At 63.6% G+C, this 24,291-nt stretch carries 20 protein-coding genes and 1 pseudogene; 12 read left to right on the top strand and 9 right to left on the bottom strand.

Features of this window, described 5'->3' with window-relative positions; all coding sequences use genetic code 11:
• Positions 1-150: 150 nt before the first annotated feature.
• Positions 151-1,167 carry a zinc metalloprotease HtpX gene (htpX, locus tag NKI54_RS31470; protein WP_352693509.1) on the bottom strand — a complete coding sequence of 339 codons (1,017 nt, stop codon included), beginning with the start codon at positions 1,165-1,167 and terminating at the stop codon, positions 151-153.
• A 116-nt stretch (positions 1,168-1,283) separates the two neighbouring features.
• Here htpX and NKI54_RS31465 point away from each other — a divergent pair, with 116 nt between their 5' ends.
• Positions 1,284-1,496: a DUF1674 domain-containing protein gene (locus tag NKI54_RS31465; RefSeq protein ID WP_352693507.1), complete on the top strand. Its 213-nt coding sequence runs from the start codon at positions 1,284-1,286 to the stop codon at positions 1,494-1,496.
• A gap of 17 nt (positions 1,497-1,513) precedes the next feature.
• On the opposite strand, the gene NKI54_RS31460 is transcribed toward NKI54_RS31465, so the two are convergent.
• Complete coding sequence (locus NKI54_RS31460) at positions 1,514-2,185, bottom strand: HAD-IA family hydrolase (RefSeq protein ID WP_023678117.1); 672 nt, start codon at positions 2,183-2,185, stop codon at positions 1,514-1,516.
• A gap of 177 nt (positions 2,186-2,362) precedes the next feature.
• Between NKI54_RS31460 and NKI54_RS31455 the strand changes: the two genes are divergently transcribed.
• The 3 genes and pseudogenes from NKI54_RS31455 (at position 2,363) to NKI54_RS31445 (ending at position 6,576) form a co-directional block, all read left to right on the top strand.
• Positions 2,363-3,232 carry a transglutaminase-like domain-containing protein gene (locus NKI54_RS31455; protein WP_023678116.1) on the top strand — a complete coding sequence of 290 codons (870 nt, stop codon included), beginning with the start codon at positions 2,363-2,365 and terminating at the stop codon, positions 3,230-3,232.
• Between the two features lie 329 nt (positions 3,233-3,561).
• Positions 3,562-4,923 (top strand): pilus assembly protein TadG-related protein, encoded by a 1,362-nt coding sequence (locus NKI54_RS31450; RefSeq protein ID WP_352693505.1) that lies wholly within the window; start codon positions 3,562-3,564, stop codon positions 4,921-4,923.
• Between the two features lie 385 nt (positions 4,924-5,308).
• A pseudogene (locus NKI54_RS31445) lies at positions 5,309-6,576 on the top strand (class I SAM-dependent methyltransferase).
• On the opposite strand, the gene NKI54_RS31440 reads toward NKI54_RS31445, so the two are convergent.
• Both NKI54_RS31440 and acs read right to left on the bottom strand, forming a co-directional pair.
• Positions 6,577-7,320 carry an MOSC domain-containing protein gene (locus NKI54_RS31440; protein WP_023678113.1) on the bottom strand — a complete coding sequence of 248 codons (744 nt, stop codon included), beginning with the start codon at positions 7,318-7,320 and terminating at the stop codon, positions 6,577-6,579. It lies immediately after the preceding pseudogene.
• Positions 7,320-9,275 (bottom strand): acetate--CoA ligase, encoded by a 1,956-nt coding sequence (gene acs, locus NKI54_RS31435; RefSeq protein WP_023678112.1) that lies wholly within the window; start codon positions 9,273-9,275, stop codon positions 7,320-7,322. Before acs ends, NKI54_RS31440 begins: the two co-directional genes overlap by 1 nt.
• 305 nt (positions 9,276-9,580) lie before the next feature.
• On the opposite strand from acs, the gene NKI54_RS31430 reads away from it, so the two are divergent.
• Positions 9,581-9,853, top strand: coding sequence for an usg protein (locus NKI54_RS31430; protein WP_023678111.1), 273 nt, complete (start codon positions 9,581-9,583; stop codon positions 9,851-9,853).
• A 45-nt stretch (positions 9,854-9,898) separates the two neighbouring features.
• On the opposite strand, the gene NKI54_RS31425 is transcribed toward NKI54_RS31430, so the two are convergent.
• Both NKI54_RS31425 and NKI54_RS31420 read right to left on the bottom strand, forming a co-directional pair.
• Positions 9,899-10,933, bottom strand: coding sequence for an aldo/keto reductase (locus NKI54_RS31425; RefSeq protein ID WP_352574608.1), 1,035 nt, complete (start codon positions 10,931-10,933; stop codon positions 9,899-9,901).
• A gap of 56 nt (positions 10,934-10,989) precedes the next feature.
• Entirely contained in the window at positions 10,990-12,171 is a 1,182-nt protein-coding gene (locus NKI54_RS31420) for an MFS transporter (RefSeq protein WP_352569514.1), read from the bottom strand.
• 137 nt (positions 12,172-12,308) lie between these two features.
• On the opposite strand from NKI54_RS31420, the gene NKI54_RS31415 reads away from it, so the two are divergent.
• Entirely contained in the window at positions 12,309-13,217 is a 909-nt protein-coding gene (locus NKI54_RS31415) for a LysR family transcriptional regulator (RefSeq protein WP_023678108.1), read from the top strand.
• A 60-nt stretch (positions 13,218-13,277) separates the two neighbouring features.
• Here NKI54_RS31415 and NKI54_RS31410 read toward each other — a convergent pair whose 3' ends face one another.
• The gene (locus NKI54_RS31410; RefSeq protein ID WP_023678107.1) at positions 13,278-14,327 is read right to left on the bottom strand and encodes an aldo/keto reductase; all 1,050 of its coding nucleotides are present in this window, start codon (positions 14,325-14,327) and stop codon (positions 13,278-13,280) included.
• A 110-nt stretch (positions 14,328-14,437) separates the two neighbouring features.
• Entirely contained in the window at positions 14,438-15,100 is a 663-nt protein-coding gene (locus tag NKI54_RS31405; RefSeq protein WP_023678106.1) for a YggS family pyridoxal phosphate-dependent enzyme, read from the bottom strand.
• Between the two features lie 146 nt (positions 15,101-15,246).
• Between NKI54_RS31405 and leuS the strand changes: the two genes are divergently transcribed.
• Both leuS and NKI54_RS31395 read left to right on the top strand, forming a co-directional pair.
• A complete protein-coding gene (gene leuS / locus NKI54_RS31400) occupies positions 15,247-17,871 on the top strand; it encodes a leucine--tRNA ligase (RefSeq protein WP_023678105.1) in 2,625 nt (874 codons plus the stop codon).
• Positions 17,858-18,439 carry an LPS assembly lipoprotein LptE gene (locus NKI54_RS31395; protein WP_023678104.1) on the top strand — a complete coding sequence of 194 codons (582 nt, stop codon included), beginning with the start codon at positions 17,858-17,860 and terminating at the stop codon, positions 18,437-18,439. The genes leuS and NKI54_RS31395 overlap by 14 nt, the downstream gene beginning before the upstream one ends.
• Positions 18,440-18,508: 69 nt before the next feature.
• Here the strand turns inward: NKI54_RS31395 and fsa are convergent, their stop codons facing one another.
• Entirely contained in the window at positions 18,509-19,162 is a 654-nt protein-coding gene (fsa, locus tag NKI54_RS31390; protein WP_023678103.1) for a fructose-6-phosphate aldolase, read from the bottom strand.
• A 90-nt stretch (positions 19,163-19,252) separates the two neighbouring features.
• On the opposite strand from fsa, the gene NKI54_RS31385 reads away from it, so the two are divergent.
• The 4 genes from NKI54_RS31385 (at position 19,253) to atpA (ending at position 24,276) form a co-directional block, all read left to right on the top strand.
• Positions 19,253-21,436, top strand: coding sequence for a primosomal protein N' (locus NKI54_RS31385; protein WP_352636907.1), 2,184 nt, complete (start codon positions 19,253-19,255; stop codon positions 21,434-21,436).
• A gap of 108 nt (positions 21,437-21,544) precedes the next feature.
• On the top strand, positions 21,545-21,940 hold the full coding sequence (locus NKI54_RS31380) for an AGROH133_08824 family phage infection protein (protein WP_292656459.1): 396 nt from the start codon (positions 21,545-21,547) through the stop codon (positions 21,938-21,940).
• 246 nt (positions 21,941-22,186) lie between these two features.
• Complete coding sequence (locus NKI54_RS31375) at positions 22,187-22,747, top strand: F0F1 ATP synthase subunit delta (protein ID WP_352636906.1); 561 nt, start codon at positions 22,187-22,189, stop codon at positions 22,745-22,747.
• The gene (atpA, locus tag NKI54_RS31370; RefSeq protein WP_352636905.1) at positions 22,747-24,276 is read left to right on the top strand and encodes a F0F1 ATP synthase subunit alpha; all 1,530 of its coding nucleotides are present in this window, start codon (positions 22,747-22,749) and stop codon (positions 24,274-24,276) included. Before NKI54_RS31375 ends, atpA begins: the two co-directional genes overlap by 1 nt.
• Positions 24,277-24,291 lie beyond the last annotated feature (15 nt).

Below are 24,291 nucleotides of genomic sequence, written 5' to 3'. Positions count from 1 at the left end.
GGGGGGCCCCCGGGCGGGGGGGGGTTTGGGGTAAATGCCGGGGGCAACGCGGGCCGCCCGGGGCTTTGGGCGGGGGTCGGCGGGCTCGGGCCCCGCCGCTCGAATTGTGTTCACGATCGCCTGAAATTCCGTGCCGGCGCTTCGCTGAACTCACGACCACGGACCTTTGGGTCCGGTCGGATTGCGTCCCCAGGGATTGGGTCTCGGCTTGGCCGGCTCAGGCGGCCTCTCGGGCCGCGCGGCCCTGTCCCACGGACCAGACGGCTGCTGCCCGGTCCCTTCCGGCGCCGGCCTTGGCATCGCGGCCGCTTCGGGTGCGCCGGCCATTTCGCTCGCCATCCTCTGCAACGCGGCGATGCGGTTTTCTGTGCTCGGGTGAGTGGAAAACAAACTGTCCATGCGCTCGCCGGAAAGAGGATTGATGATGAAGAGATGGGCGGTTGCCGGATTGCGCTCGGCATCCGGGTTGCGGATGCGTTCGGCGCCCCGCGCGATCTTGTCAAGTGCCGAGGCGAGCCACAGCGGGTGTCCACAGATTTCGGCACCGCGCCGGTCGGCCTCATATTCGCGGGTGCGGCTCACCGCCATCTGCACGATCATGGCGGCCAGGGGCGCGACTATCATCGCCACGAGCACGCCGACGATGCCAAAGGAATTGTTATTGTCGCGGTTGCCGCCGAAAAAGAAGGCGAAATTGCCGAGCATCGAAATTGCGCCGGCAAAGGTGGCGACGATCGTCATGGTCAGCGTATCGCGGTGCTGCACATGGGCGAGCTCGTGTGCCATCACCGCCGCGACTTCTTCATGCGATAGCCGCTCGAGCAGGCCGGTGCTGGCGGCGACAGCGGCATTTTGCGGATTGCGGCCGGTGGCGAAGGCATTGGGCTGCGGATTGTCGATGAGATAGGTTCTCGGCATCGGCAGGCCGGCACGTTGCGCGAGACCCTTCACGATGGCGTAATATTCAGGCGCGTTGCGTTCGTCGACTTCGATCGCACGGTGCATCGACAGCACCATCTTGTCGGCGTTCCAATAGCTGAACAAATTGGTGCCGGCGGCGATCAGCAACGCGATCATCATGCCGCCGGATCCGCCGATGAGATAGCCGACACCCATGAACAGGGCCGTCATTGCGGCCAAAAGCATGGCGGTGCGAAGGGTGTTCATCGTCTGCTCCGTTCTGGCCCAACAAAGGGGTCGATCCTTGTGGGCCCATCGCTATATGATGGGAAACAGCGGTTCCCGTTTCAATCGGGGCCTGTTTCAATCTAGCGGAAGATCGCATGATCGACAAAACCAGCCAAACGCATGCTAACGGCTCGCCGCAAAAGCCGCTGACCCCGGCAGCCAGGCGCGCCTTGGTCGAGGCCGAGGCCCGGCGGGAGAAATATCGCGAGAAGGAAGCCGCACAACCGAGAGAGATCGGCGGGCGCGGAGGAAAGGAGCCCGGCCGCTACGGCGACTGGGAGGTCAAGGGCCTGACCAGCGACTTTTAGCCCAGGCAGGGTGCTAGTCAAACAGGCAGCGCGGCCCGCTCCACTCCGATGGCAATCCAGCCGCTGGAATCGACGGCGATGCCGATCGCGTCATAGCCGGCGATGGTGGCATGCGGCGTCTCCAACGGATGCCGGTGCGTGGCGCTGATCACCACGACCGCAGCGCCCGCGGCTTCGGCCGCCGCTATGCCGGCCGGCGCGTCCTCGAAGACGAGGCAGTCGCCCACATCGACGCCGAGCCGTTCGGCCGCCAGCCGGAAGCAGTCGGGCGCCGGCTTGCCGCGCGATACATCCTCCGCCGCAACAATCACGGCGGGAGCCGGAATACCCGCGGCCTGCAGGCGCAGCAGGGCGAGCTCGCGCGGTGCCGAAGTGGCGATCGCCCAGCTTCCAGGCGGCAGCGACGCCAGGAAGGCCGCGGCGCCGGCAATCGGGCGAATGCCCTCGACATCGGCCGCCTCGGCCTGCAAAAGCGAATCGGCTTCGCGGGCAGGATCGACGCCTGGGAGCGCCAGCCGGCCGATGGTCTCGATCGCCCGCACGCCGTGGATGGTCGGCAGGAATGCGGCGACGTCAAGACCTTGCCGATGCGCCCACGCTGCCCAGACCCTTTCCGCTGCGGCGATCGAATTGAGAATCGTGCCGTCCATATCGAACAGGAAGGCCGCGAATTTTCTGCCTGCAAACATCGGTTTCCCGGGGTCATCTTGGAGGGATTATTTCGAAAGACGCGTGTCAATCGACCGTAACGTTGCCGCGTCCGTATGGGAAGCCGCGAGGCGTCGTTTTTGACGACCACAAGGAACCGCCACGCACTGTCCCGCGTTGATCGGCACTATCTTCCATGACGATCGCAGGGGAGGGCGATGCTGATTCGGCTCGGCTATGAAATTGCCATTGAATGCGTTGCAGCAACGCCGGTCGTTTCATTGCTCGATATCCACGGGGATCGCCAGGCCGACATCAAGCGGCAGACGCGCGTGCTGACCTCGCCGTCGGTCCCGACCAGGGTCTACCACGACCTTTTCGGCAATAGCTGCCGCCGCTTCACGGCGCCGGCCGGAAGCTTTCGCATCCTTTATGACGCGGTGGTCGAGGACAGCGGCGAGACGGACGAAGTCAACACGCTGGCGAGAGAAGTCCCGGTTGCCGAATTGCCGGACGAGGTGCTCGGCTATCTGCTCGGCAGCCGTTACTGCGAGACCGACCATCTCGGCGACCTGGCCTGGCAACTTTTCGGCCAGCTTCCACCGGGCTGGGCGCGGGTGCAGGCCATCGTCGACTATGTCCACAACCGCCTGTCCTTCGGCTACGGCTATGCGCGCTCGACCCGCACGGCGGCGCAGGCGCATGAGGAACGCGTCGGCGTCTGCCGCGACTTTGCCCATCTGGCGATCACGCTCTGCCGCTGCATGAACATCCCGGCCCGCTACGTGAACGGCTATCTCGGCGATATCGGCGTGCCCGCCGATCCGGCGCCGATGGATTTCTCGGCGTGGGTGGAAGTGTTCCTCGACGGCAGGTGGTACACTTTCGATCCTCGCCACAATGTGCCGAGGATCGGCCGCGTCGTCATCGCCCGCGGCCGCGACGCCACCGACGTGCCGCTGCTGCACAGTTTTGGCCCGCATCGGCTCACCCTGTTCAAGGTCTGGACGCACGAGCAGGAAGGTAATCTGTTCAAGCCGCCTTGTCGTGGCGTCGACAAGACGGTCAGCGCACGGATGCTGGCCTAGTCTTTCGGGACACATTCACAGTCCGTGTTTCCATTTCCCGCCACCGCGATCGTGCTGAACCGGTTCGATACATCTCGTCTGTACCGGATTGGGACGCAGTCCAGTCGTCCTGAATTGCGAGCCTGTTCGTGGTAAGCGCTTTGTCGACAAAGCCGTGCCGGCGCAGCTTTCGTTTACCCTCTGTTTACCCTGCCGCCGCTCGAAACCGTTTGGAAACAATGACCTGATCGCGGGCCGGTCGCTTTCCCGGGCCTGGCGGCGCGATCCGGCCGGATTCCTGCAATGCGCGTTCGGACAGCTGCAGGCTGTAGCGAATGGAGGCGGAAGGAATGCGGCGTTTCGGGGGTCTTGTTCAGACGATCGGCGGCTTTGCCGGGGATCGCAGCGGAAATTTCGCGGTCCTGTTTGGGATAATCGGCTCAGTGCTGGCACTGAGTGTCGGCTTTGCGGTCAACGTGTCCCAACTCTACAATGTAAAATCGAGCCTGCAAGGCGTGGTCGATGCAGCGGTCACCTCGACGGCCCGCGACCTGACAACCGGCGTCATCAGCGAGGCCGACGCCAGCAAATCGGTGCAGGCCTTTCTCGATGCCAACAGCACGGCGGGTATCCTCCAGGACAACCAGATCGTCCTCGACAATCTGGTTGTCGACAGGACAGCCAAGACTGTCCAGGCGGACGTCCATGTCAACGTCAACTACTATTTCCCGCTTTTCAGCACGGGTGGCATGCAACGCGTCCCCGCATCGACGACGGCGCTCTATTCGGACAAGCAGATCGAAGTCGCGATGATGCTGGACGTGACCGGGTCGATGGCCGGCCAGAAAATCATCGATCTGCGGGCGGCCGCGGCGAATGCTGTCGACAGCTTCCTGGGCGGCCAGGACCCCTCCAGGCCACGTGTGCGGGTTGCCATCGTGCCTTATGCCAATTCGGTGAATGCCGGTACACTTGCCGCCAGCAGCGTCTATGTGGAAACCACCGCCAGTCAACGCAAACAGGCGCCGGCCAATGACGCCGTGCAGTATGTCTCGGGCTTTATCCGTCCCGATAATTGCGCCACCGAGCGCAAGGGGACCTATCAGTATTCGGATGCGGGCCCCGACGTCAGCATGGTCAATCGCGACTACCTGCTGTCATCCTTCGCCTGGCAGACCGGCACCGCCGCCTGCCCGATCGCCGCGCTGATGCCGCTGACAGCGGATGCGACGGCGCTCAAGACGGTCATCAAGAATTTCGTCGCCTCCGGCGGCACCGCCGGCCATATCGGCGTGCAGTGGACCTGGTACATGCTTTCGGAAAACTGGGGCAGTGTGATGAAAGCCTCGGAACGGCCGGCCAAGATGGATCCAAAGAAGGTTGCCAAGATCGCGATCCTGATGACCGATGGCGAATTCAACCTGTCCTACTTCGATGCGAGCACGGTCAGCGACGTCTACAATGACGCCGGCAAGGAGCCGACCCGCACGGCCGCCAAGAAACTTTGCGCTGCCATGCGCGACAAGGGCATCGAGGTCTTCACCATTGGGTTTGACCTAAACGAAACGAATGCCAAGGCGACGCTCCAGGATTGCGCGAGCCCGGACACCGCCAAGATCAAGCACTTTTATCAGGCGGCCAATGGAACGGAACTCAACCAGGCTTTCCAGGATATAGCGCGCAACGTCGAGATGTTAACCGTAACCAAATAGGGGACAACAGCCCAAAAAGGAAAGGCCGCCGCTTCTCGCGAAGCCGGCGGCCTTCCGTGTTTCCGTCCATGGCGCGGCTCCTGGCGGCGACCCTGGTCGCCAGCCGCGCATCTCGCGCCTTAGCGGGAAGACTGCTTCCCGAAAGTGCGATCCGCTGAGGCCACGTTCTGGAAAACGAAATCACTCGACATCGGATCACCTCCTTTCGATTTGTTGAACACTCCCTCATGATGGGGTGTCATCCGGCAAATGGCAAGGCGCGGCACCCGAAAATCCTGAACAAGCCTGCTTGTGCACTCGGGCGGCTTGCGGCCGGCCGATCGGGCAGGCAAGATCGAGCCGCTATTGTTCCGGGCCACTATTTTGCCGGGTAAGGGAGGACGGGATGGAGGCAGCCGAGAGAGCGGCCCGGATTGTTCGGACGGTCATCGAGACGCTGAAGCCGGGTTTTGCGGTGAGGCTGTGGACAGGCGAGCGGATCGGCCCGGCTGCCGGCCCGGTGCTCACCATCAACGACCAGGACATCGTCTGGCAGATCGTACGTCGGCCCTCTTTATCGACGCTGATCGAGATGTGGATTGCCAAGGCGGTCGACGTCGAAGACGGATCGCTGTTCGATTTCTACGCCTTGCCCACGCACGGCAAGCTCAGGACGAAGCTCAAGACATTGCCGAAGCTGGCGATCCTGCGCGACCTGCCGGCGGTGCTGTTTTCGCGAAAACAGATGACGACGCGAACCGATCTTTCCGGCCGCAATCCTTTCGTCAGCGGTTCGAGCAAGGAGGCGATCGAGCATCATTACGACATTTCCAACGCATTCTACCGGCTCTTCCTCGACGAGCGCATGGTCTATAGCTGCGGCTACTTCAAGGATTTCGCCAACGATATCGATCAGGCCCAGAGAGACAAGCTCGACCATATCTGCCGCAAGCTTCGGCTGAAGCCCGGCGATAGATTGCTCGACATCGGCTGCGGCTGGGGAGCGATGCTCATCCATGCGGTGAAGAATTATGGCGTCGTCGGCCACGGCGTTTCGCTATCGGAAGCACAGACCGAGCTCGCCCGTGAACGCATCCGCGCCGAGGGGCTGGAGGACCGCATCACCATCGAGATAAAGTCCTATGCCGAGCTGTCCGGCTCCTTCGACAAGATCTCGTCGATCGGCATGTTCGAGCATCTGGGGCTTGCCAACCATGCGGCCTATTTCTCGAGGATCCATCGCCTGCTCAAGCCGGGCGGCATCTATCTGCACCACGCCATCACCCGGCGCGACAAGGGCAGCTTGAAGAAGACGCTGCGCAAGGGGCCGGAATTCAAGGCGCTGATCAAATACATTTTTCCGGGCGGCGAACTCGACACGATCGGCATGACGCTCGGCAATCTCGAGGCCCACGGCTTCCTCGTCTACGACGTCGAAAATTTGCGCGAGCACTATGCGCGCACCTGCAGGCTATGGGCCGAGCGCCTCCACGCACGCTTCGACGAAGCTATCGCCGAGGTCGGCGAAGCCAAGGCGCGGCTCTGGCTGCTTATCTCACCGGCTGCTCGATTACCTTCGAACGCGCCTCGGCGCAGGTTTTCCAGACCGTCGCCACAAGGCGCGCGCGTGGGCCGAGCGGCCTGCCGCCGACGCGGGCGGATTTGTACCGATAGCTACAGGAGGCGCATCGTGGCGCCGATCTCGACGCGGGCCGGTCGATCGACGGTGCAGTAGACGCCGAGGTTATGGGCGTTGTGGCGGACCAGGCTGCGCAGGATTGCCGGGTCGTGGTCGAACCCGTCCTGGCCAATGATGGTGAAGCCGCAGCGGCGGCACGGCTCGGAGATGGTCAGGAGCAGGTCGCCGATCGCCAGCTTGCGCCCGATCCATTCCGTCTCGGGGAACGACCCCTCGACCTCCGGCACATCGACGACGATGTTGGGGCGGAAGCGGCGCGCGTCGGCGGTGCCCTTTGGATGCAGCACTTTCAAACGCGCCAGTGAGGCGGTGGTCAGCAGATGAATAGGGGCTTTGACGTAGCGTTCCGTCAGCAGAGGGCCGGCGTAATCCGGAGCCGCATTTTCCCGACGGAACGGCCGGATGGAAGCCGCAAAGCCGAGATAGGCGCAAATGGCGCGATCACTTTGCGCGCCAGGTGCCGAAAGCCAGCGTCCGTCGGGGATGGCGACCTCCAGCCTGCCGGCCTGCGACAGCCGGGTGCGGATGCGGGGCACCTTGTGCCATTTCGCTTCGCGGTCGGGCCGTGCGATTTCATCGGTCGAGGTATCGACAAGACCAAACAGGCGGTCGCCTTCGACGGTATGCCGGTCGACGGAGATCGCCTGCTGAAACTCGCCGGCGAGCGAGCTCGCGGGATAGCGCCAAAGCTCGGTGACGGCGCCCAATGCGGGTTGCATCAGCCCTTCTTGTTTTGCCGGTTGGCGATAAGGTCGTCGACGACCGCCGGATCGGCCAGCGTCGAGGTATCGCCGAGCGCGGCAAAATCATCCTCGGCGATCTTGCGCAGGATGCGTCGCATGATCTTGCCGGAACGGGTCTTCGGCAGGCCGGGCGCGAACTGGATCTTGTCGGGCGAAGCGATGGCGCCGATCTCCTTGCGGACATGGGCGACGAGTTCCTGGCGCAATTCCTCGCTTGGCGTTTCGCCGGCCATCAGCGTGACATAGCAGTAGATGCCCTGGCCCTTGATATCGTGCGGGTAGCCGACGACGGCGGCCTCCGAGACCTTCTCATGCGAAACCAGCGCCGATTCGACCTCGGCGGTGCCCATGCGGTGGCCGGAGACGTTGATGACGTCGTCGACGCGGCCGGTGATCCAGTAGTAGCCGTCAGCATCGCGGCGGCAGCCGTCGCCGGTGAAGTATCTGCCCTTGTAGGTCGAGAAATAGGTCTGCACGAAGCGGTCGTGATCGCCATAGACGGTGCGCGTCTGGCCCGGCCATGAGTCGGCAATACAAAGATTGCCGCTGGCTTCGCCTTCGAGCACCTTGCCGTCGGTATCGACCAGCTGCGGCTTGACGCCAAAGAAGGGCCGCGTCGCTGAACCCGCCTTGAGGTGGGTGGCGCCCGGAACCGGCGTGATCATGATGCCGCCGGTCTCGGTCTGCCACCAGGTATCGACGATCGGCACCTTGCCGTTGCCTACGACGTTGAAATACCACTCCCAGGCTTCCGGATTGATCGGCTCACCGACGGTGCCGAGCACGCGCAGCGACTTGCGCGACGTTTTGGTGACATGGGCATCGCCGGCGCCCATCAGCGCGCGCAACGCCGTCGGCGCCGTGTAGAAGATGTTGACCTTGTGCTTGTCGATCACGTCCCAGAAACGCGACTGCGACGGGTAGTTCGGCACGCCTTCGAACATCAGCGTGGTGGCGCCGTTGGCGAGCGGCCCGTAGACGATGTAGCTGTGGCCGGTGACCCAGCCGACATCGGCGGTGCACCAGTAGATATCGCCGTCATGATAGTCGAAGACATATTGGTGGGTCATCGAGACATAGACGAGATAGCCGGCGGTGGTGTGCAGCACACCTTTCGGCTTGCCGGTCGAGCCGGATGTGTAGAGGATGAACAACGGGTCCTCGGCGTTCATCTTCTCGGGCTTGCATTCGGCCTTAACCGTCGCGACCTCGTCATGGTACCAGACGTCGCGCCCGGCGGCCCAGCCGGTCTTGCCGCCAGTGCGGCGCACTACCAAGACCTTTTCGACTTTCGTTCCGGCCTTGGCGGCGATCTCGATCGCCTTGTCCGTGTTCTCCTTTAGCGGGATCGGCTTGCCGCCGCGCAGGCCTTCGTCGGCGGTGATGACGAAGGTCGACTTGCAGTCATCGATGCGTCCGGCCAGCGCATCCGGCGAAAAGCCGCCGAAGACGACCGAATGAATGGCGCCGATGCGCGTGCAGGCGAGCATCGCATAAGCGGCCTCCGGGATCATCGGCATGTAGATGGTTACGCGGTCGCCCTTCTTGACGCCGTGCTTTTTCATCACATTGGCGAGGCGGCAGACATGCGCGTAAAGCTCGTTATAGGTGATCTTCCTGTCGTCGTAGGGATTGTCGCCTTCCCAGATGATGGCGGTCTGTTCGCCGCGCTTCTTCAGATGCCGGTCGATGCAGTTCCAGGAAACGTTGGTCTGGCCATCCTCGAACCATTTGATTGAGACCTGGCCGTCGAAGGACGTGTTCTTGACCTTGCTGTACGGCTTGAACCAGTCGATGCGCTTGCCGTGCTTGCCCCAGAACTTGTCCGGGTTCTTGACGCTGTCGGCGTACCATTTCAGGTAGGTGTCATTGTCAATCAGCGCGTTCTTCTTCCACGCCGGCTGGACGCGATGGACATGAACATCGGACATTTCTTCGCCTTCCTCCCCAAAACCAAACCGCCGGCTTGACCGCCGGCAGGATCGCAGCGATGCGGCCGCGAATTCGCGCGCATTATTAACAGTTCGGCCGCGACGGCAACATTAGACGTTGGATTCGCGCGGCGGGATGCCGCAGGCGCCTTACCAGGCGGTGTCAGCACTCTCGTGAGTCGGCTGCTAAGCGCATGTTTTTGCGGAAGTAATCTGGTTCGATCATAGAAATATCAATAGACGATTAAGCAAATGGGGTGCACAATTTCAGCCTGGGAGGAAGGAGAATCAACCAGGGGACCGCAATGCGCGACCATTCCGAAATGGACCTGATGCTCAAGGGCTATGGCTTGACCACGGCCAAGATTCTTTATCACTTTCCAGATCATCCGCATCTGCTGCAGAGCTTCATCTGGCAGGATTACGACATCGCCCCGAAATTTCCCGTGCTGATCCGTTTCATCGAGTTCTGGAAGGCCAAGCTCGAAGGCCCGCTGCATTCGGTCAGCTACACGCACCAGAAGCTGATCGCGCCGAACGAATGGCGCAAGGTCGACGGCGAGTTCGTTCTGCATTAGCCGGGCGGGCGGCAGCCTGGGAGCCGCCGCCCAGCTTTTGGAGCGTCAGACTGCGGGCGGGTTCAGCCGGGCAAAACCCTCCTGCCGGCGATAGGGAAAATACGGATAGGGTGCGGTGACCTCACTTGCCGTGTCGAGCTTCTTCATCTGCTCGGCTGTCAACGACCAGCCGACGGCGCCGAGATTCTGGCGCAACTGCTCCTCGTTGCGCGCGCCGACGATGACGGAGGCGACGGTCGGCCGCTGCAGCAGCCAATTGATGGCGATCTGCGGTATGGTCTTGCCGGTTTCCTCGGCGACAACATCAAGCGCGTCGACGACCCGATAGAGATGCTCATCCTCGACGGGCGGTCCGAAGCTTGCCGTGTCGTGCAGCCGGCTTTTCTCAGGCAGCTTCTGGCCACGGCGGATCTTGCCGGTCAGGCGGCCCCAGCCGAGCGGGCTCCACACCAGCGCACCGACACCCTGGTCGAGGCCGAGCGGCATCAACTCCCATTCATAGTCGCGTCCGACCAGCGAGTAATAGACCTGATGGGCGACGTATCGGGGATAGCCGTATCTGCCCGCCAGGCCGAGCGATTTCATCACTTGCCAGCCGGAAAAATTGGAGACGCCGACATAACGCAGTTTGCCGGCGCGCACGAGACTGTCCAGTGTCGACAGCACCTCCTCGATCGGTGTTGCTGCGTCGAAGGCGTGCAGTTGCAGCAGGTCGATGTAGTCGGTGCCAAGGCGCCCCAGCGCGTCTTCGACGGCCTTGATCAGGCGTGAACGTGACGATCCGGCATCGTTGGGACCGTCGCCCATCGGCAGCGAGGTCTTGGTCGAGATCAGCACGGCGTCGCGGCGGCCCTTGATGGCAGCGCCGAGCACTTGTTCGGAAGCGCCATTCGAATAGACGTCGGCGGTGTCGAACAGGTTGACGCCGGCCTCAAGGCAGATGTCGACCAGCCGCCGTGCTTCCGTCGCATCGCTGTTGCCCCAGGCGCCGAACAGCGGGCCTGAACCGCCGAAGGTTCCAGCGCCGAACGAGAGCGCCGGGACCTTCAGGCCTGATGCGCCAAGATTTCGATAATCCATGGGTTTGCTCCTTGTGGAAGGATGGCTGTTTCAAAGATTGGTTGAGGTTTGCCGTTCTATGACCGCGCGATTTCCGGTGTGGCGAGGACAGGATCTCGGTCGAGGCGCAGCGCAAACGCCGCCACGGCAAGCGCTGAAAGCGGCAACAGGGCCGCGACCCAGGTGACGGCATCGAGGCCGGGACCATGGGCGATGACCACGCCGCCGAGCCAGGCGCCGGCAGCATTGCCGAGGTTGAAGGCGGCGATGTTGAAGGATGAGGCGAGGCTCTGGCCGGCGCCTTGTGCCTTCTGCAACACCCATAACTGTAGCGGCGCGACGGTGGCGAAGGCGGCGGCGCCGAGCAGGCCGACATAGATAACGGCCATGACCTGGCTGTGCAGGGCGAAGGTCATGGTGCCGAGCACCATCGCCAGGACGACGAGACTGCCGAGAACGGACGGTACCAACCAGCGGTCGGCGAACTTGCCGCCGGCGAGGTTGCCGGCAATGAGGCCGCCGCCGAAGACCAGCAGGATCGGCGACACCGCTGCTTCATCAAAACCGGTGATCTCGGTCAGCAACGGGGCGATGTAGGTGAAGACGGCGAAGACGCCGGCATAGCCAAGCACGGTGGTAGCAAAGCCAAGCAGGACCGGCGTGCGGCCGAGCACGGCGAGATCGGCGCGCAAATTGCTCTTCTCAGGCTCTGTTCGGCTGCCCGGCACCAGCAGCAGAATGATGGTAAAGGCGGCGATGCCGACCAGGGTCACCGCCCAGAAGGTCGCGCGCCAGCCGAAGGCTTGGCCGAGCCATGTGCCGAAGGGCACGCCGAGGATGTTGGCGATGGTCAGGCCGGTGAACATCAGGGCGATCGCCGAGGCTTTCTTGTTGGGCGCCACCAGTCCGGTCGCCACGACCGAGCCGACGCCGAAGAAGGTGCCGTGGGCGAAGGCGGTCAGTACGCGCGCACCCATCAGCGTCCAGTAGTCTGGGGCAAGCGCACAAGCGAGGTTGCCCAGCGTGAAGATCGCCATCAGCGCCAGAAGCACGGTTTTGCGCGGCCAACGGCCGGTTGCGATCGTCAGCAGCGGCGCGCCGATGACAACGCCCAGCGCATAGCCGGAAATCAGCTGGCCGGCAGCCGAGATCGAGACGTCGAGATCGGTGCTGACGTCGAGCAGCAGGCCCATGATGACGAATTCGGTGACGCCGATGCCGAACGCACCGGCGGCAAGAGCGTAAAGAGCAAGGGGCATGGCGGTTCCCACTTCGATGACGACCAGTTTTGACGACGGGCGCCGTGTCCTCCCACGCCCCGATCCGGAAGATCGTGCCGCGATGTGCTGTGAACCAGCCTTGCATCGGGCACATCGTCTGTGAAATAGATTCACCAATGGCCAGGCCCGACATCAATCGCTCCGGCGAGATCGAAGTGTTCGTCCGCGTCGTCGAGGCGGGCAGCTTTTCAGCCGCTGCCCGCGCGTTGCGGATGACGCCGTCGGCGGTGAGCAAGCTGATCGCGCGGCTGGAGGCGCGGCTTGGTGCGCGGCTGGTCAGCCGTTCGACGCGCAAGCTGCAACTGACGCCGGAGGGGGCGGCGTTCTTCGACAGCGGCGTGCGCGTCCTGGCCGACATGGCGGCGGCCGAGCGCGAGGCAGCGGCGGGTGCCGCGCCGCGTGGCCGGCTGCGGATCAACAGCTACGTGCCTTTCGGGCAGCATCGGCTGATCCCGCTTTTGCCGCGTTTCCTAGAACGCTACCCCGAAATCTCGGTCGATCTGGTGTTGACCGACGATGTCATCGACCTGATGGAGGAGCGCGCTGACGTCGCCATCCGCGCCGGACCGCTCGGGGAATCACGGCTGGTGGCGCGCAAGCTCGGGCAGAGCCGGGTGGTCGTCGTTGCGGCGCCATCGTATCTCGAAGCGCGTGGCACGCCCAAGACGCCCGCCGATCTCGATCGTCACAACCGGATGGGCTTCCGTTTCGTACGTCACCTCGAGGGCTGGCCTTTTATCGACGCGGCCGGCAAGCCGATCACCCTGTCGATCATCGGAAATACGCTGGTCAGCGACGGCGAGGCGATGCGGCTGATGGCGCTCTCGGGGGCGGGCCTCGCCCGGCTGGCACGCTGGCATGTGGAGGCCGACATTGCCGCCGGCCGGCTTCTGCCGCTGCTGGAAGAGTTCAACCCCGGCGACGAGGAACTCACCCACGCCGTCTATGTCGGCCAAGGCAAGCATCTGCCGGCGCGGGTGCGGGCGTTTTTGGACTTTTTGGTCGAGACGGTCCGGCTGACCTGAGCCCAAAAAAGATCGGGAGCCTGCCGGCTCCCGAAGCATCGAATCGAAGGTGAGATTGAGTTACGTTTTCGGCACAACGGGCGCCGGACGCCGGCCGGCAGCCTGACGTTCCAGCATCCAGCCGGGGTATTCGGCGGGCAGGGCACTGACTTCGTCGAGGCGAACGAGATCATCGGCATCGAGCTTCAACTCGGTGGCTGCAAGGTTCTGTTCCAGCTGCTCCATGCGGCTGGCGCCGATGATGACGCTCATCACGAATGGCTTGGCCAGGACATAGCCGAGCGCCACCGTGGCGACGCTGACGCCGTGCTTGACGGCGATCTCGCGCATGACGGCGACTGCTGCCCAGGCACGGTCCTCATTGACCGGCGGGAAATTGAAGCTGGCGCGGCGGCCCTCGCCATTGCCGGGGGCGCCCGGTCCGTATTTGCCGGAGAGCAGGCCGCCAGCCATCGGCGACCAGACCATCAGCCCGAGCTTCTCCTCGTTGAGCAGCGGCACGATTTCGCGCTCGAGATCGCGGCCGGCGATCGAGTAGTACGACTGCACGGTCTCGAAGCGGGCAAATCCCTTGCGCTCGGCAATACCCAGCGCCTTGGCAACGCGCCAGGCCTGCCAGTTCGAGACGCCGACATAGCGGACCGTGCCGGCGGCAACGAGGTCGTCGAGCGCCCGCAGTGTCTCGTCGATCGGCGTCACCGTGTCGGTGCCGTGCAGCTGGTAGAGATCGATGTGATCGAGCTGCAGCCGCTCGAGGCTGCCTTCGACCGAATCCATGATGTGGCCGCGCGAGGAACCACGCTGGTTCGGGCCCCCGCCCATGGCGCCATGGACCTTGGTGGCGATGATCACGTCCTGTCGGTTGACGCCAAGATTCCTGAGCGACTGGCCGAGAAGCCGTTCCGAGGCGCCGAAGGAATAGACATCCGCCGTGTCGAAGAAATTGACGCCGGCGGCGAGCGAGCGGGCAACGATCTCGTCGACGCCCTTCTGGTCGAGGCTGGCGATCAGGCCCCATTGGGCATTCTCGCCGGCCGCGCCGAACGTCATCGTGCCGAGGCAAAGTTCGGAGACGAACATCCCCGTATTTCCAAGTTGATTGTAACGCATGGGTGGCTCCAGACGGGTTGAGAATAACTCGACCCATATAGGAACGAAACGTTCCGTTTCTATACGCTGGCGCAGTCAATGTCAGCCTGTGGCCTAAGGTCGGCTGCGCCTCATCTGGCGCCGAAAATTGCCGATCCAACCCTGACACTGGTCGCGCCGAAGGCGATCGCGGTTTCGTAGTCGCCGGACATGCCCATGGAGAGCTTGTCGACGCCGGCCTCAAGCCCAAGCTTTTCCAGCAGCGCGAAATGCGGACCGGGGTTCTCGTCGGCCGGCGGAATGCACATCAGCCCTTCGATGGCGAGGGCGTGAACCGAGCGGCAGCGGGCCACGAAGGCGACAGCCTCGCGCGGCTCGATGCCGGCCTTTTGCGGCTCGGAGCCGGTGTTGACCTGGACATAGAGCCTTGGTGACCGGCCTTGCCTGGCGATCTCCTTGGCCAGCTCTGCGGCGATCTTTTCACGGTCGACGGTTTCGATGACATCGAACAATGCCACCGCTTCCTTGGCCTTGTTCGATTGCAGCGGACCGATCAGATGCAGCTCGATGTCGGAAAATGCCTCCTTCAGCACCGGCCATTTCGCTTGTGCTTCCTGGACGCGGTTTTCGCCGAAGACGCGCTGGCCGGCCTCGATAATCGGGCGGATATCGGCGGCGTCGAAGGTTTTCGAGACTGCGACCAGCGTCACCGCTCCGGCCTCACGGCCTGCCTCGCGCTCGGCGGCAGCGATCCTTGCCTTGACCGTGAAAAGCTGTTCGACGGCGCTCGCCATGCCTATATCCTGCCTGTGTTTGGCTTTTCGCCGGATCGCCGCAGTTGACGGGTCCGGCAATCCATGGTGAACACCGCGACGACATTTCCTGAGCCGCCCGGGCATTGTCCGGCGGCTCGCGCATGCTTTTAAGTGAAAAACACCCGATGGCAACCGAACGATACAATCCGCGCGCGTCAGAGCCCAAATGGCAGAACGCCTGGGACGCCAAGAAGCTGTTCGAAGCCGACAATGACGACCCGCGCCCGAAATACTACGTGCTGGAGATGTTCCCGTATCCGTCGGGGCGCATCCATATCGGCCATACCCGCAACTATACGATGGGCGACGTGGTGGCGCGCTACAAGCGGGCCAAGGGTTTCAACGTGCTGCACCCGATGGGCTGGGACGCCTTTGGCATGCCAGCCGAAAACGCGGCGATGCAGAACAAGGTCCATCCCAAGGACTGGACCTATCAGAACATCGCCGCCATGCGCGAGCAGCTCAAGGTCATGGGCCTGTCGCTCGATTGGGCCCGCGAGTTCGCCACCTGCGACGTCGACTACTATCACCGCCAGCAGATGCTGTTCCTCGATTTCGTCGAGAAGGGGCTGGTGACGCGCAAATCCTCCAAGGTCAACTGGGATCCGGAGGACATGACGGTGCTTGCCAACGAGCAGGTCATCGACGGACGCGGCTGGCGCTCAGGCGCGCTGGTGGAACAGCGCGAGCTGACGCAGTGGTTCTTCAAGATCACCGATTACGCGCAGGATCTGCTGGATTCGCTCGACCAACTCGACGACTGGCCGGAAAAAGTGAAGCTGATGCAGGCGAACTGGATCGGCCGTTCGGAAGGGCTGCTGATCCGCTGGCCGCTGGCCAAGCCAGTCGCCGGCGAGCATGAGCTCGAAGTCTATACGACCAGGCCCGACACCATCTTCGGCGCGTCCTTCATGGCGATTGCGGCCGACCATCCGCTGGCCAAAAAGGCCGCCGAGGACAATCCGGCGCTGGCAAAGTTCATCGACGAAGTCCGCCATATGGGCACTTCGGCGGCGGCATTGGAGACGGCCGAGAAGAAGGGTTTCGATACCGGCATTCGCGTTGTCCATCCGTTCGACGAGAGGTGGACGCTGCCCGTCTACGTCGCCAATTTCGTGCTGATGGACTATGGCACCGGCGCCATCTTCGGCTGCCCGGCACATGACCAGCGCGACCTCGACTTCGCCAACAGATACGGCCTTCCGGTCATTCCGGTGGTGATGCCGGAAGGCGAGAATCAAGGAAGCTTCCAGGTCATCGACGAGGCTTATGTCGATGATGGCGCGATGATCAATTCGCGCTTCCTCGACGGCATGAAGCCGGATCAGGCATTCGACGAGGTGGCGAAGCTGCTGGAACAAAGGACCATCGGCAACCGGCCGATGGCCGAGCGCAAGGTGAATTTCCGCCTGCGCGACTGGGGCATTTCGCGCCAGCGCTATTGGGGCTGCCCGATCCCGATGATCCATTGCGAGGATTGCGGCGTGGTGCCGGTGCCGAAGGCCGACCTGCCGGTCAAGCTGCCGGACGACATCGAGTTCGACCGGCCGGGCAATCCGCTCGATCGCCATCCGACATGGCGGCACGTCAAATGCCCGCGTTGCGGCAAGGATGCGCGGCGCGAAACCGACACGATGGACACATTTGTCGATTCTTCTTGGTATTTCGCTCGCTTCACCGCGCCGTGGGCAAACGATCCGACCGATCCCAAGGCCGCGACTGAATGGCTGCCGGTCGACCAGTATATTGGCGGCATTGAGCATGCGATCCTGCATTTGCTCTATTCGCGCTTTTTCACCCGCGCCATGCGCGAGACCGGCCATGTCGATCTCGCCGAGCCGTTCAGGGGCCTGTTCACGCAAGGCATGGTGGTGCACGAGACCTATCGGGTTGGCGGCGCCTCGAACGGCCGCTGGCTTGCGCCTAGCGAGGTCAGGCTGGAAGACGCCGACGGCAAGCGCCGCGCCTTCGAAATCGCCACCGGCGAAGAGGCGGTGATCGGTCCGCTCGAAAAAATGTCGAAGTCGAAGAAGAATACGGTGAGTCCGGAAGAGATCACCGACGGCTACGGCGCCGATACGGCGCGCTGGTTCATGCTGTCGGACTCGCCGCCCGAGCGCGATGTCGAATGGACCGACGAGGGTGCGGCCGGCGCGCATCGCTTCATCCAGCGCATCTGGCGCCTGGTGTCGACGGCTGCCGAATCGCTCGCCGGAGTCCGGCCAGAGGCGGCGAAGGACGGCGAGGCCGGGACAGTGTCCAAGGCCGCGCACAAGATCTTGAAGTCGGTCGGCGAGGATATCGAAAAGCTCGCCTTCAACCGCGCCATCGCCCGCATCTACGAGCTCGCCAATGCCTTGACCGTACCGCTCAACGAGGCGGCAGAGGGCAGGGCCGGTCCGGCGCTGCAAGCGGCCTGCCGTGAGGCCGTCGAGATCCTGGTGCACCTGATCGCGCCGGTCATGCCGCATCTGGCCGAGGAGTGCTGGCAGACGCTCGGCGGCACCGACCTTGTCGCCGAACGGCCCTGGCCGGATTACGATCGCTCGCTTGTCGTCGACGCCGAGATCGTGCTGCCGGTCCAGGTCAACGGCAAGAAACGCGGCGATTTGACAATTGCCCGTGACGCGGATCAAGGTGCGGTCGAAAAGGCGGTTCTGGCTCTCGACTTCGTGCAGAAAGCGCTCGAAGGTAAGGCGCCGCGCAAGGTGATCATCGTGCCGCAGAGGATCGTCAATGTCGTTGCCTGATCCGCGAAAGACAGAGCTGACGCTGCGCCGCGTCGTGCTTTGCGGGCTGCTCGCCTCGGTGGCGCTGGTTTCCGCCTGCACGGTGCGGCCGCTCTATTCGAGCGCGCCGCTGATCGCCGGCTCGCAGGTCGGCGCCGCTGCCGAGCTGGCATCGATCTCGGTCAAGCCGGTCAAGACCCGCTACGCCCAGCAGGTCCGCAACAATTTGATCTTCGCGCTCGGCCAGGGCGCCGGCGAGCCGGCTTCGCCGGTCTATTCGCTTGATCTCGGCGTCTCCGAACTCGTCGAATCGGCGGCAATCGAGCAGGTCACGACCGACGAGGACGAGCCGACCGCCGGCACTGTGACGCTGACTGCCAACTATGTGCTCAGCGATGCCAAGACGGGCACGGTCATAGCGAGGGGCAAGCGCTCGATTCCGTCGTCATACGACAGGCCGCGCCAGGAATTCGCGTCATACCGGGCCCAGATCGACGCCGAGAACCGTGCGGCGCGCGAGCTGGCAGATGTGCTGCGGCTGTCGATTGCCCAGGATCTGATCAAGCACGGCAAGCCGGCGGCAAGCTAGGTCTTTCCAGAGTGCGCAATCTGCAAAAAAGGCCGATTGCTCGGCCTTTTTGTTCGTAGGATAGTCGCTTCAGCCGATCTTCTGCCCGGTCTTTGCCCAGTCGGCGAGGAACAGTTCCAGGCCCTTGTCGGTCAGCGGGTGCTTGACCAGCGCCTTGAGCGTCGCCGGCGGCGCGGTGATGACATCGGCACCGATCAGCGCCGCCTGCTTGACATGGTTCACGGTACGCACCGAAGCGGTCAGGATTTCAGTCTGGAAGTCATAATTGTCGTAGATGGTGCGGATATCGGCAATCAGCTCCATGCCGTCCCAGCCGCTGTCGTCGATGCGGCCGACGAAGGGCGAGATGAAGGAGGCGCCGGCCTTGGCGGCGAGCAGCGCCTGGGTGGCCGAGAAGCACAGCGTGACGTTGACCATGCGGCCGTCCGACCGGATGTCCTTGCAGGCTCTCAGGCCGTCGAGCGTCAGCGGCACCTTGATGCAGACATTGTCGGCGATCCTGGCCAGGATCTTGGCCTCCGCCATCATGTCCTTGTATTCGGTGGCGACGACTTCGGCCGAGACTGGGCCCTTGACGATCTCGCAGATCTCTCTTGTGACGTCGGCGATCTTGCCGCCGGATTTCAGGATCAGCGACGGATTGGTGGTTACGCCGTCGAGCAGCCCCAAATCGTTCAGCTCGCGGATTTCCTTGACATCGGCGGTGTCGACAAAAAATTTCATGGCGGTCTCCTGAAGATTTTTCATGTGCACGTCATGCACATTTGGGGTCGGACTTTGATCTAGACCAAAGTCGGGGCAAGGTCACGCCTCATGATCGAAGATTCGCCCTTTGTCGCGGCCGCACCGGTGCTGGTGCCGATGCCCGCCGAGCGCCCCTACACCTATGCCGTGCCGGCTGGCATGCGCGTGGTGCCGGGCTCGATCGTGCGCGTTCCGCTTGGGCCCCGCCAGGTCGCCGGCATCGTCTGGGACGGCGCCGTCGAAAAGGTCGACGCGAAGAAATTGCGGCCGATCGAGCAGGTTTTCGACTGCCCGCCGATCGACCGCGCGATGCGGCGTTTTGTCGATTGGGTGGCGCAGTACACGCTGTCGCCGCCCGGCATGGTGGCGCGCATGCTGCTCAGGGCGCCGGAGGCGTTCGACCCGGAGCCGTGGATCGAAGGGCTGCAGCGCACCTTCGCCAGACCCGACCGGATGACGGAGGCGAGGACGCGCGTGCTGGAGACGGCCGAAGGCGGACTTGCCTGGACGCGATCCGGCCTGGCGCATGCGGCAGGCGTGTCGTCGACGGTGGTGGACGGGCTGCGGGTGCAGGGCGTATTCCAGACGGTGATGATCCCGCCGCGGCCGGTGGTCGCAGCACCCGATCCCGGCTACGCCTTGCCTTCACTGATGCCCAACCAGAGCGATGCCGCCGAGACGCTGCGCGCCAATGTCGCGACCGGTACATTCGGCGTCACCCTGCTCGACGGTGTAACCGGATCCGGCAAGACGGAGGTCTATTTCGAGGCGGTCGCGGCCGCGCTCGATCGCGGCAAGCAGGTGCTGATCCTGCTGCCGGAAATCGCGCTGACGCATGCCTTCCTCGAACGCTTCCAGGAGCGGTTCGGTGCCAAGCCGGCGGAATGGCACTCGGACCTGCCGCCAAGGATGCGCGAAAAGGTCTGGCGGCAGGTAGCGGAAGGCGGCGTGCGGGTCGTCGCAGGCGCGCGCTCGGCGCTGTTCCTGCCATTCAGGGAGCTTGGATTGATCGTCGTCGACGAAGAGCACGATCCCGCCTACAAGCAGGAGGATCGCGTCTTTTACAACGCGCGCGACATGGCCGTGGTGCGCGGCCATATCGGCGGCTTTCCGGTCGTGCTCGCCTCGGCGACGCCGTCGGTCGAAAGCCGGGTCAATGCCAGCCAGGGCCGCTACAGCAGGGCGGTGCTTTCGGCGCGCTTTGCCGAGGCGGCACTTCCCGATCTCAAGACGATCGACATGCGCCGCGCGCCGCCGGCACGCGGCGGCTTCCTGTCGCCTGTACTGCTCGGCCATATACGGCAGACGCTGGAAAGAAAGGAACAGTCGCTGCTGTTCCTCAACCGGCGCGGCTATGCGCCGCTGACGCTCTGCCGGGTCTGCGGCCACCGCTTCGGCTGTCCGGTCTGCTCGGCCTGGCTGGTCGAGCACCGCTTTCGCGGCCAGCTCGTCTGCCACCACTGCGGGCACAATGAACGCCGGCCCGAAGCCTGTCCGGAATGCGGCACGCTCGATCATCTGGTCGCCTGCGGGCCAGGCGTCGAGCGCATCGCCGAGGAGGTCGTCGCGCATTTCCCCGATGCCCGCACTATCGTACTGTCGTCCGACCTGATGGGCGGCGTGCGCCGGCTGCGGCTCGAGCTTGAAGCCATCGCCAATGGCGAGGCCGACATCGTCATCGGCACGCAACTCGTCGCCAAGGGCCATAATTTCCCCAACATGACGCTGGTCGGTGTGGTCGATGCCGATCTCGGCCTTGCCAATGGCGATCCGCGCGCCGCCGAGCGCACCTTCCAACTGCTCAGCCAGGTGACCGGCCGCGCCGGCCGTACCGGCAAGAAAAGCCTCGGCCTGCTGCAGACCTTCCAACCCGACCACCCGGTGATGCGCGCGATCGTCTCCGGCGATGCCGAGTCCTTCTACGAGCGCGAGATCGCCGAGCGTGAGCGGGCGGCGCTGCCGCCCTTCGGCAGGCTCGCCGGCGTCATCGTCAGCGCGGCGACACGGGCCGAAGCCGAAGGGCACGCCCGTGGCCTGCGTCGCGCCGCGCCGCAAGCCACCGACCTGTTCGTGCTCGGCCCGGCCGAGGCGCCGCTGTCGTTGATCGGCGGCCGCCATCGCTTTCGCCTGCTGATCCAGGGCGAGCGGCGCGCCGACATGCAAGGGTTCATTCGCACCATGCTGGCCGAGGGACCGAAGATAAGGGGCTCGGTGCGAGTCCAGGTCGACATCGACCCGCAGAGCTTTTTGTGAAGGGGCTCAGAGGACAGGCTTCCGCAAATTGCCGATGCCCATCTGGCGTATGTCTCTTGCTTCGCTAGAATGCCCGAAATTTCGACTATGCATTTAAGAGGGGACAAGATGGAATTTGCGTTTCCATGGCCGATGAGCCAGGGCGAGTGGCTGGCGTGGTCGAGCGCGGTCGCGACCCTATTGCTCGGCCTATTGCTATTCCTGGCGCCACAGCTGGCATTCCGCATCCTGCGGCTGCAGGTCAGACCGGAGAAGGCGGCGGCGATCGCCGAGGGGCGCGGCCGGATGTCGGGGTTCTATCTCGGCCTCAGCCTGTGCTGCATCCTCCTGGCGCAGCCGCTGCTCTACATGGCGCTCGGCTTCTCCTGGCTATTCACCGCCTTCGGCCGGCTGCTATCGATGATGTCGGACGGCGCCAATACGCCGTTCAACTGGGCATCCATCGTCGTCGAGCTGGTGCTGGCGGCGCTGCCGCTTGCCTTCGCCTTCGGCTTTTTGCCCTGAATCAGGGATCAATCCGGGGTTGGTTGCTGAACTCGCCCGGCGGATGCGACAATAGTGCCTGAAAACCATGCCGGACGACGCATTGCGGTCTGAAAATGCCTGTGCTAGACGGCAATCGACTTTCGACCGGGGATAGCGGAAGCCGCGCCTCCGTGCTTGGAAAAATGCAGTAAGGTCAAAGATTTAGCCAGAGTTTTTGCTCGCGCCAACAATCTGCGGCCTGTCAGACAAGAGAAAAGACGGTCCGTGGCCCAATCGTCATCGCCAATCTCAGGTGTCGCAGAACGCTATGCGGGTTCGCTGTTCGAACTCGCGCTGCAGACCAATTCGGTCGCCAGCGTCGAGGCCGACCTCAACAGTTTCGAAGCGATGCTCGAAGGCAGCGCTGACCTTTCGCGGCTGATCAGGAGCCCTGTCTTCTCCAGCGAGGACCAGGCCAAGGCGATCGCCGCGATCGCCGACAAAGCGGGGATCACCGGCCTCACCGGCAATTTCCTGCGCGTCGTTGCCCAGAATCGCCGGCTGTTTGCCGTGCCCGGCATGATCAAGGCGTTCCGCCAGATCGCCGCCGAACACCGCGGCGAGACCGCTGCCGAGGTCACCTCGGCGCATGCGCTGACGCCTGCCCAGGAAACCGAGCTGAAAGCAGCGCTGAAAAGCGTCGCCGGCAAGGACGTGGCGATCACGGTCACCGTCGATCCGTCGCTGCTCGGCGGACTGGTGGTCAAGATCGGCTCGCGCCAGATCGATACGTCGCTCAAAACCAAACTCAATTCGCTCAAGCTTGCACTGAAAGAGGTCGGCTGATGGACATCCGCGCCGCGGAAATTTCCGCAATTCTGAAAGACCAGATCAAGAATTTCGGCAAGGAGGCCGAGGTCTCCGAAGTCGGCCAGGTGCTGTCCGTCGGTGACGGTATCGCCCGCGTCTACGGCCTCGACAATGTCCAGGCCGGCGAGATGGTCGAGTTCCCCGGCGGCATCCGCGGCATGGCGCTCAACCTTGAAGCCGACAATGTCGGCGTTGTCATCTTCGGCGCCGACCGCGACATCAAGGAAGGCGACACCGTCAAGCGCACCGGCGCCATCGTCGATGCGCCCGTCGGCATGGGCCTGCTCGGCCGCGTCGTCGACGCGCTCGGCAACCCGATTGACGGCAAAGGCCCGATCCAGGCCACCGAACGCAAGCGCGTCGACGTCAAAGCGCCCGGCATCATCCCGCGCAAATCGGTGAACGAGCCGATGTCGACCGGCCTCAAGGCCATCGACGCGCTGATCCCGGTCGGCCGCGGCCAGCGCGAGCTGGTCATCGGCGACCGCCAGACCGGCAAGACCGCGATCATCCTCGACACCATGCTCAACCAGAAATCGGTGCACGACAACGGCCCTGAGAAGGAAAAGCTGTACTGCGTCTATGTCGCCGTCGGCCAGAAGCGCTCGACGGTGGCGCAGTTCGTCAAGGTCCTGGAAGAGCGCGGCGCGCTCGACTATTCGATCATCATCGCCGCGACCGCCTCCGATCCGGCGCCAATGCAGTTCCTGGCGCCGTTCACCGCCTGCACCATGGGCGAATATTTCCGTGACAACGGCATGCACGCGCTGATCAGCTACGACGACCTGTCGAAGCAGGCCGTCGCCTATCGCCAGATGTCGCTGCTGCTGCGCCGTCCGCCGGGCCGCGAAGCCTATCCGGGCGACGTCTTCTACCTGCACTCGCGCCTGCTCGAGCGCGCCGCCAAGCTCAATGACGAAAATGGCGGTGGGTCGCTGACGGCGCTGCCGATCATCGAAACGCAGGCCAACGACGTGTCGGCCTATATCCCGACCAACGTCATCTCGATCACCGACGGCCAGATCTTCCTGGAAACCAATCTGTTCTTCCAGGGCGTCCGTCCGGCGGTCAATGTCGGCCTGTCGGTGTCGCGCGTCGGCTCCTCGGCGCAGATCAAGGCGATGAAGCAGGTTGCCGGGTCGATCAAGGGCGAGCTCGCGCAGTACCGCGAAATGGCTGCTTTCGCGCAGTTCGGCTCCGATCTCGACGCCGCCACGCAACGCCTGCTCAACCGCGGCTCGCGCCTGACCGAGCTGTTGAAGCAGCCGCAATTCTCGCCTCTCAAAGTCGAGGAGCAGGTCGCGGTGATCTTCGCCGGCGTCAACGGTTATCTCGACAAGCTGGCGATCAACCAGGTCGGCAAGTTCGAGCATGGCCTGTTGTCGCATATGCGCTCGGCCGGCAAGGACGTGCTCGACGGCATCCGACAGGAGAAGGCGCTGTCCGACGATCTGCGCGCTAGGCTGAAGGCAGAAATCGACGCCTTCGCCAAGACCTTTGCTTGAGCAGGACGGACGGGA

It is taken from the genome of Mesorhizobium sp. M0663 (genome assembly GCF_040320585.1).
Lineage (GTDB): Bacteria > Pseudomonadota > Alphaproteobacteria > Rhizobiales > Rhizobiaceae > Mesorhizobium.
Note: the sequence above shows the minus strand (reverse complement) of the source record. Positions and strands in the feature narration are given on the sequence as shown.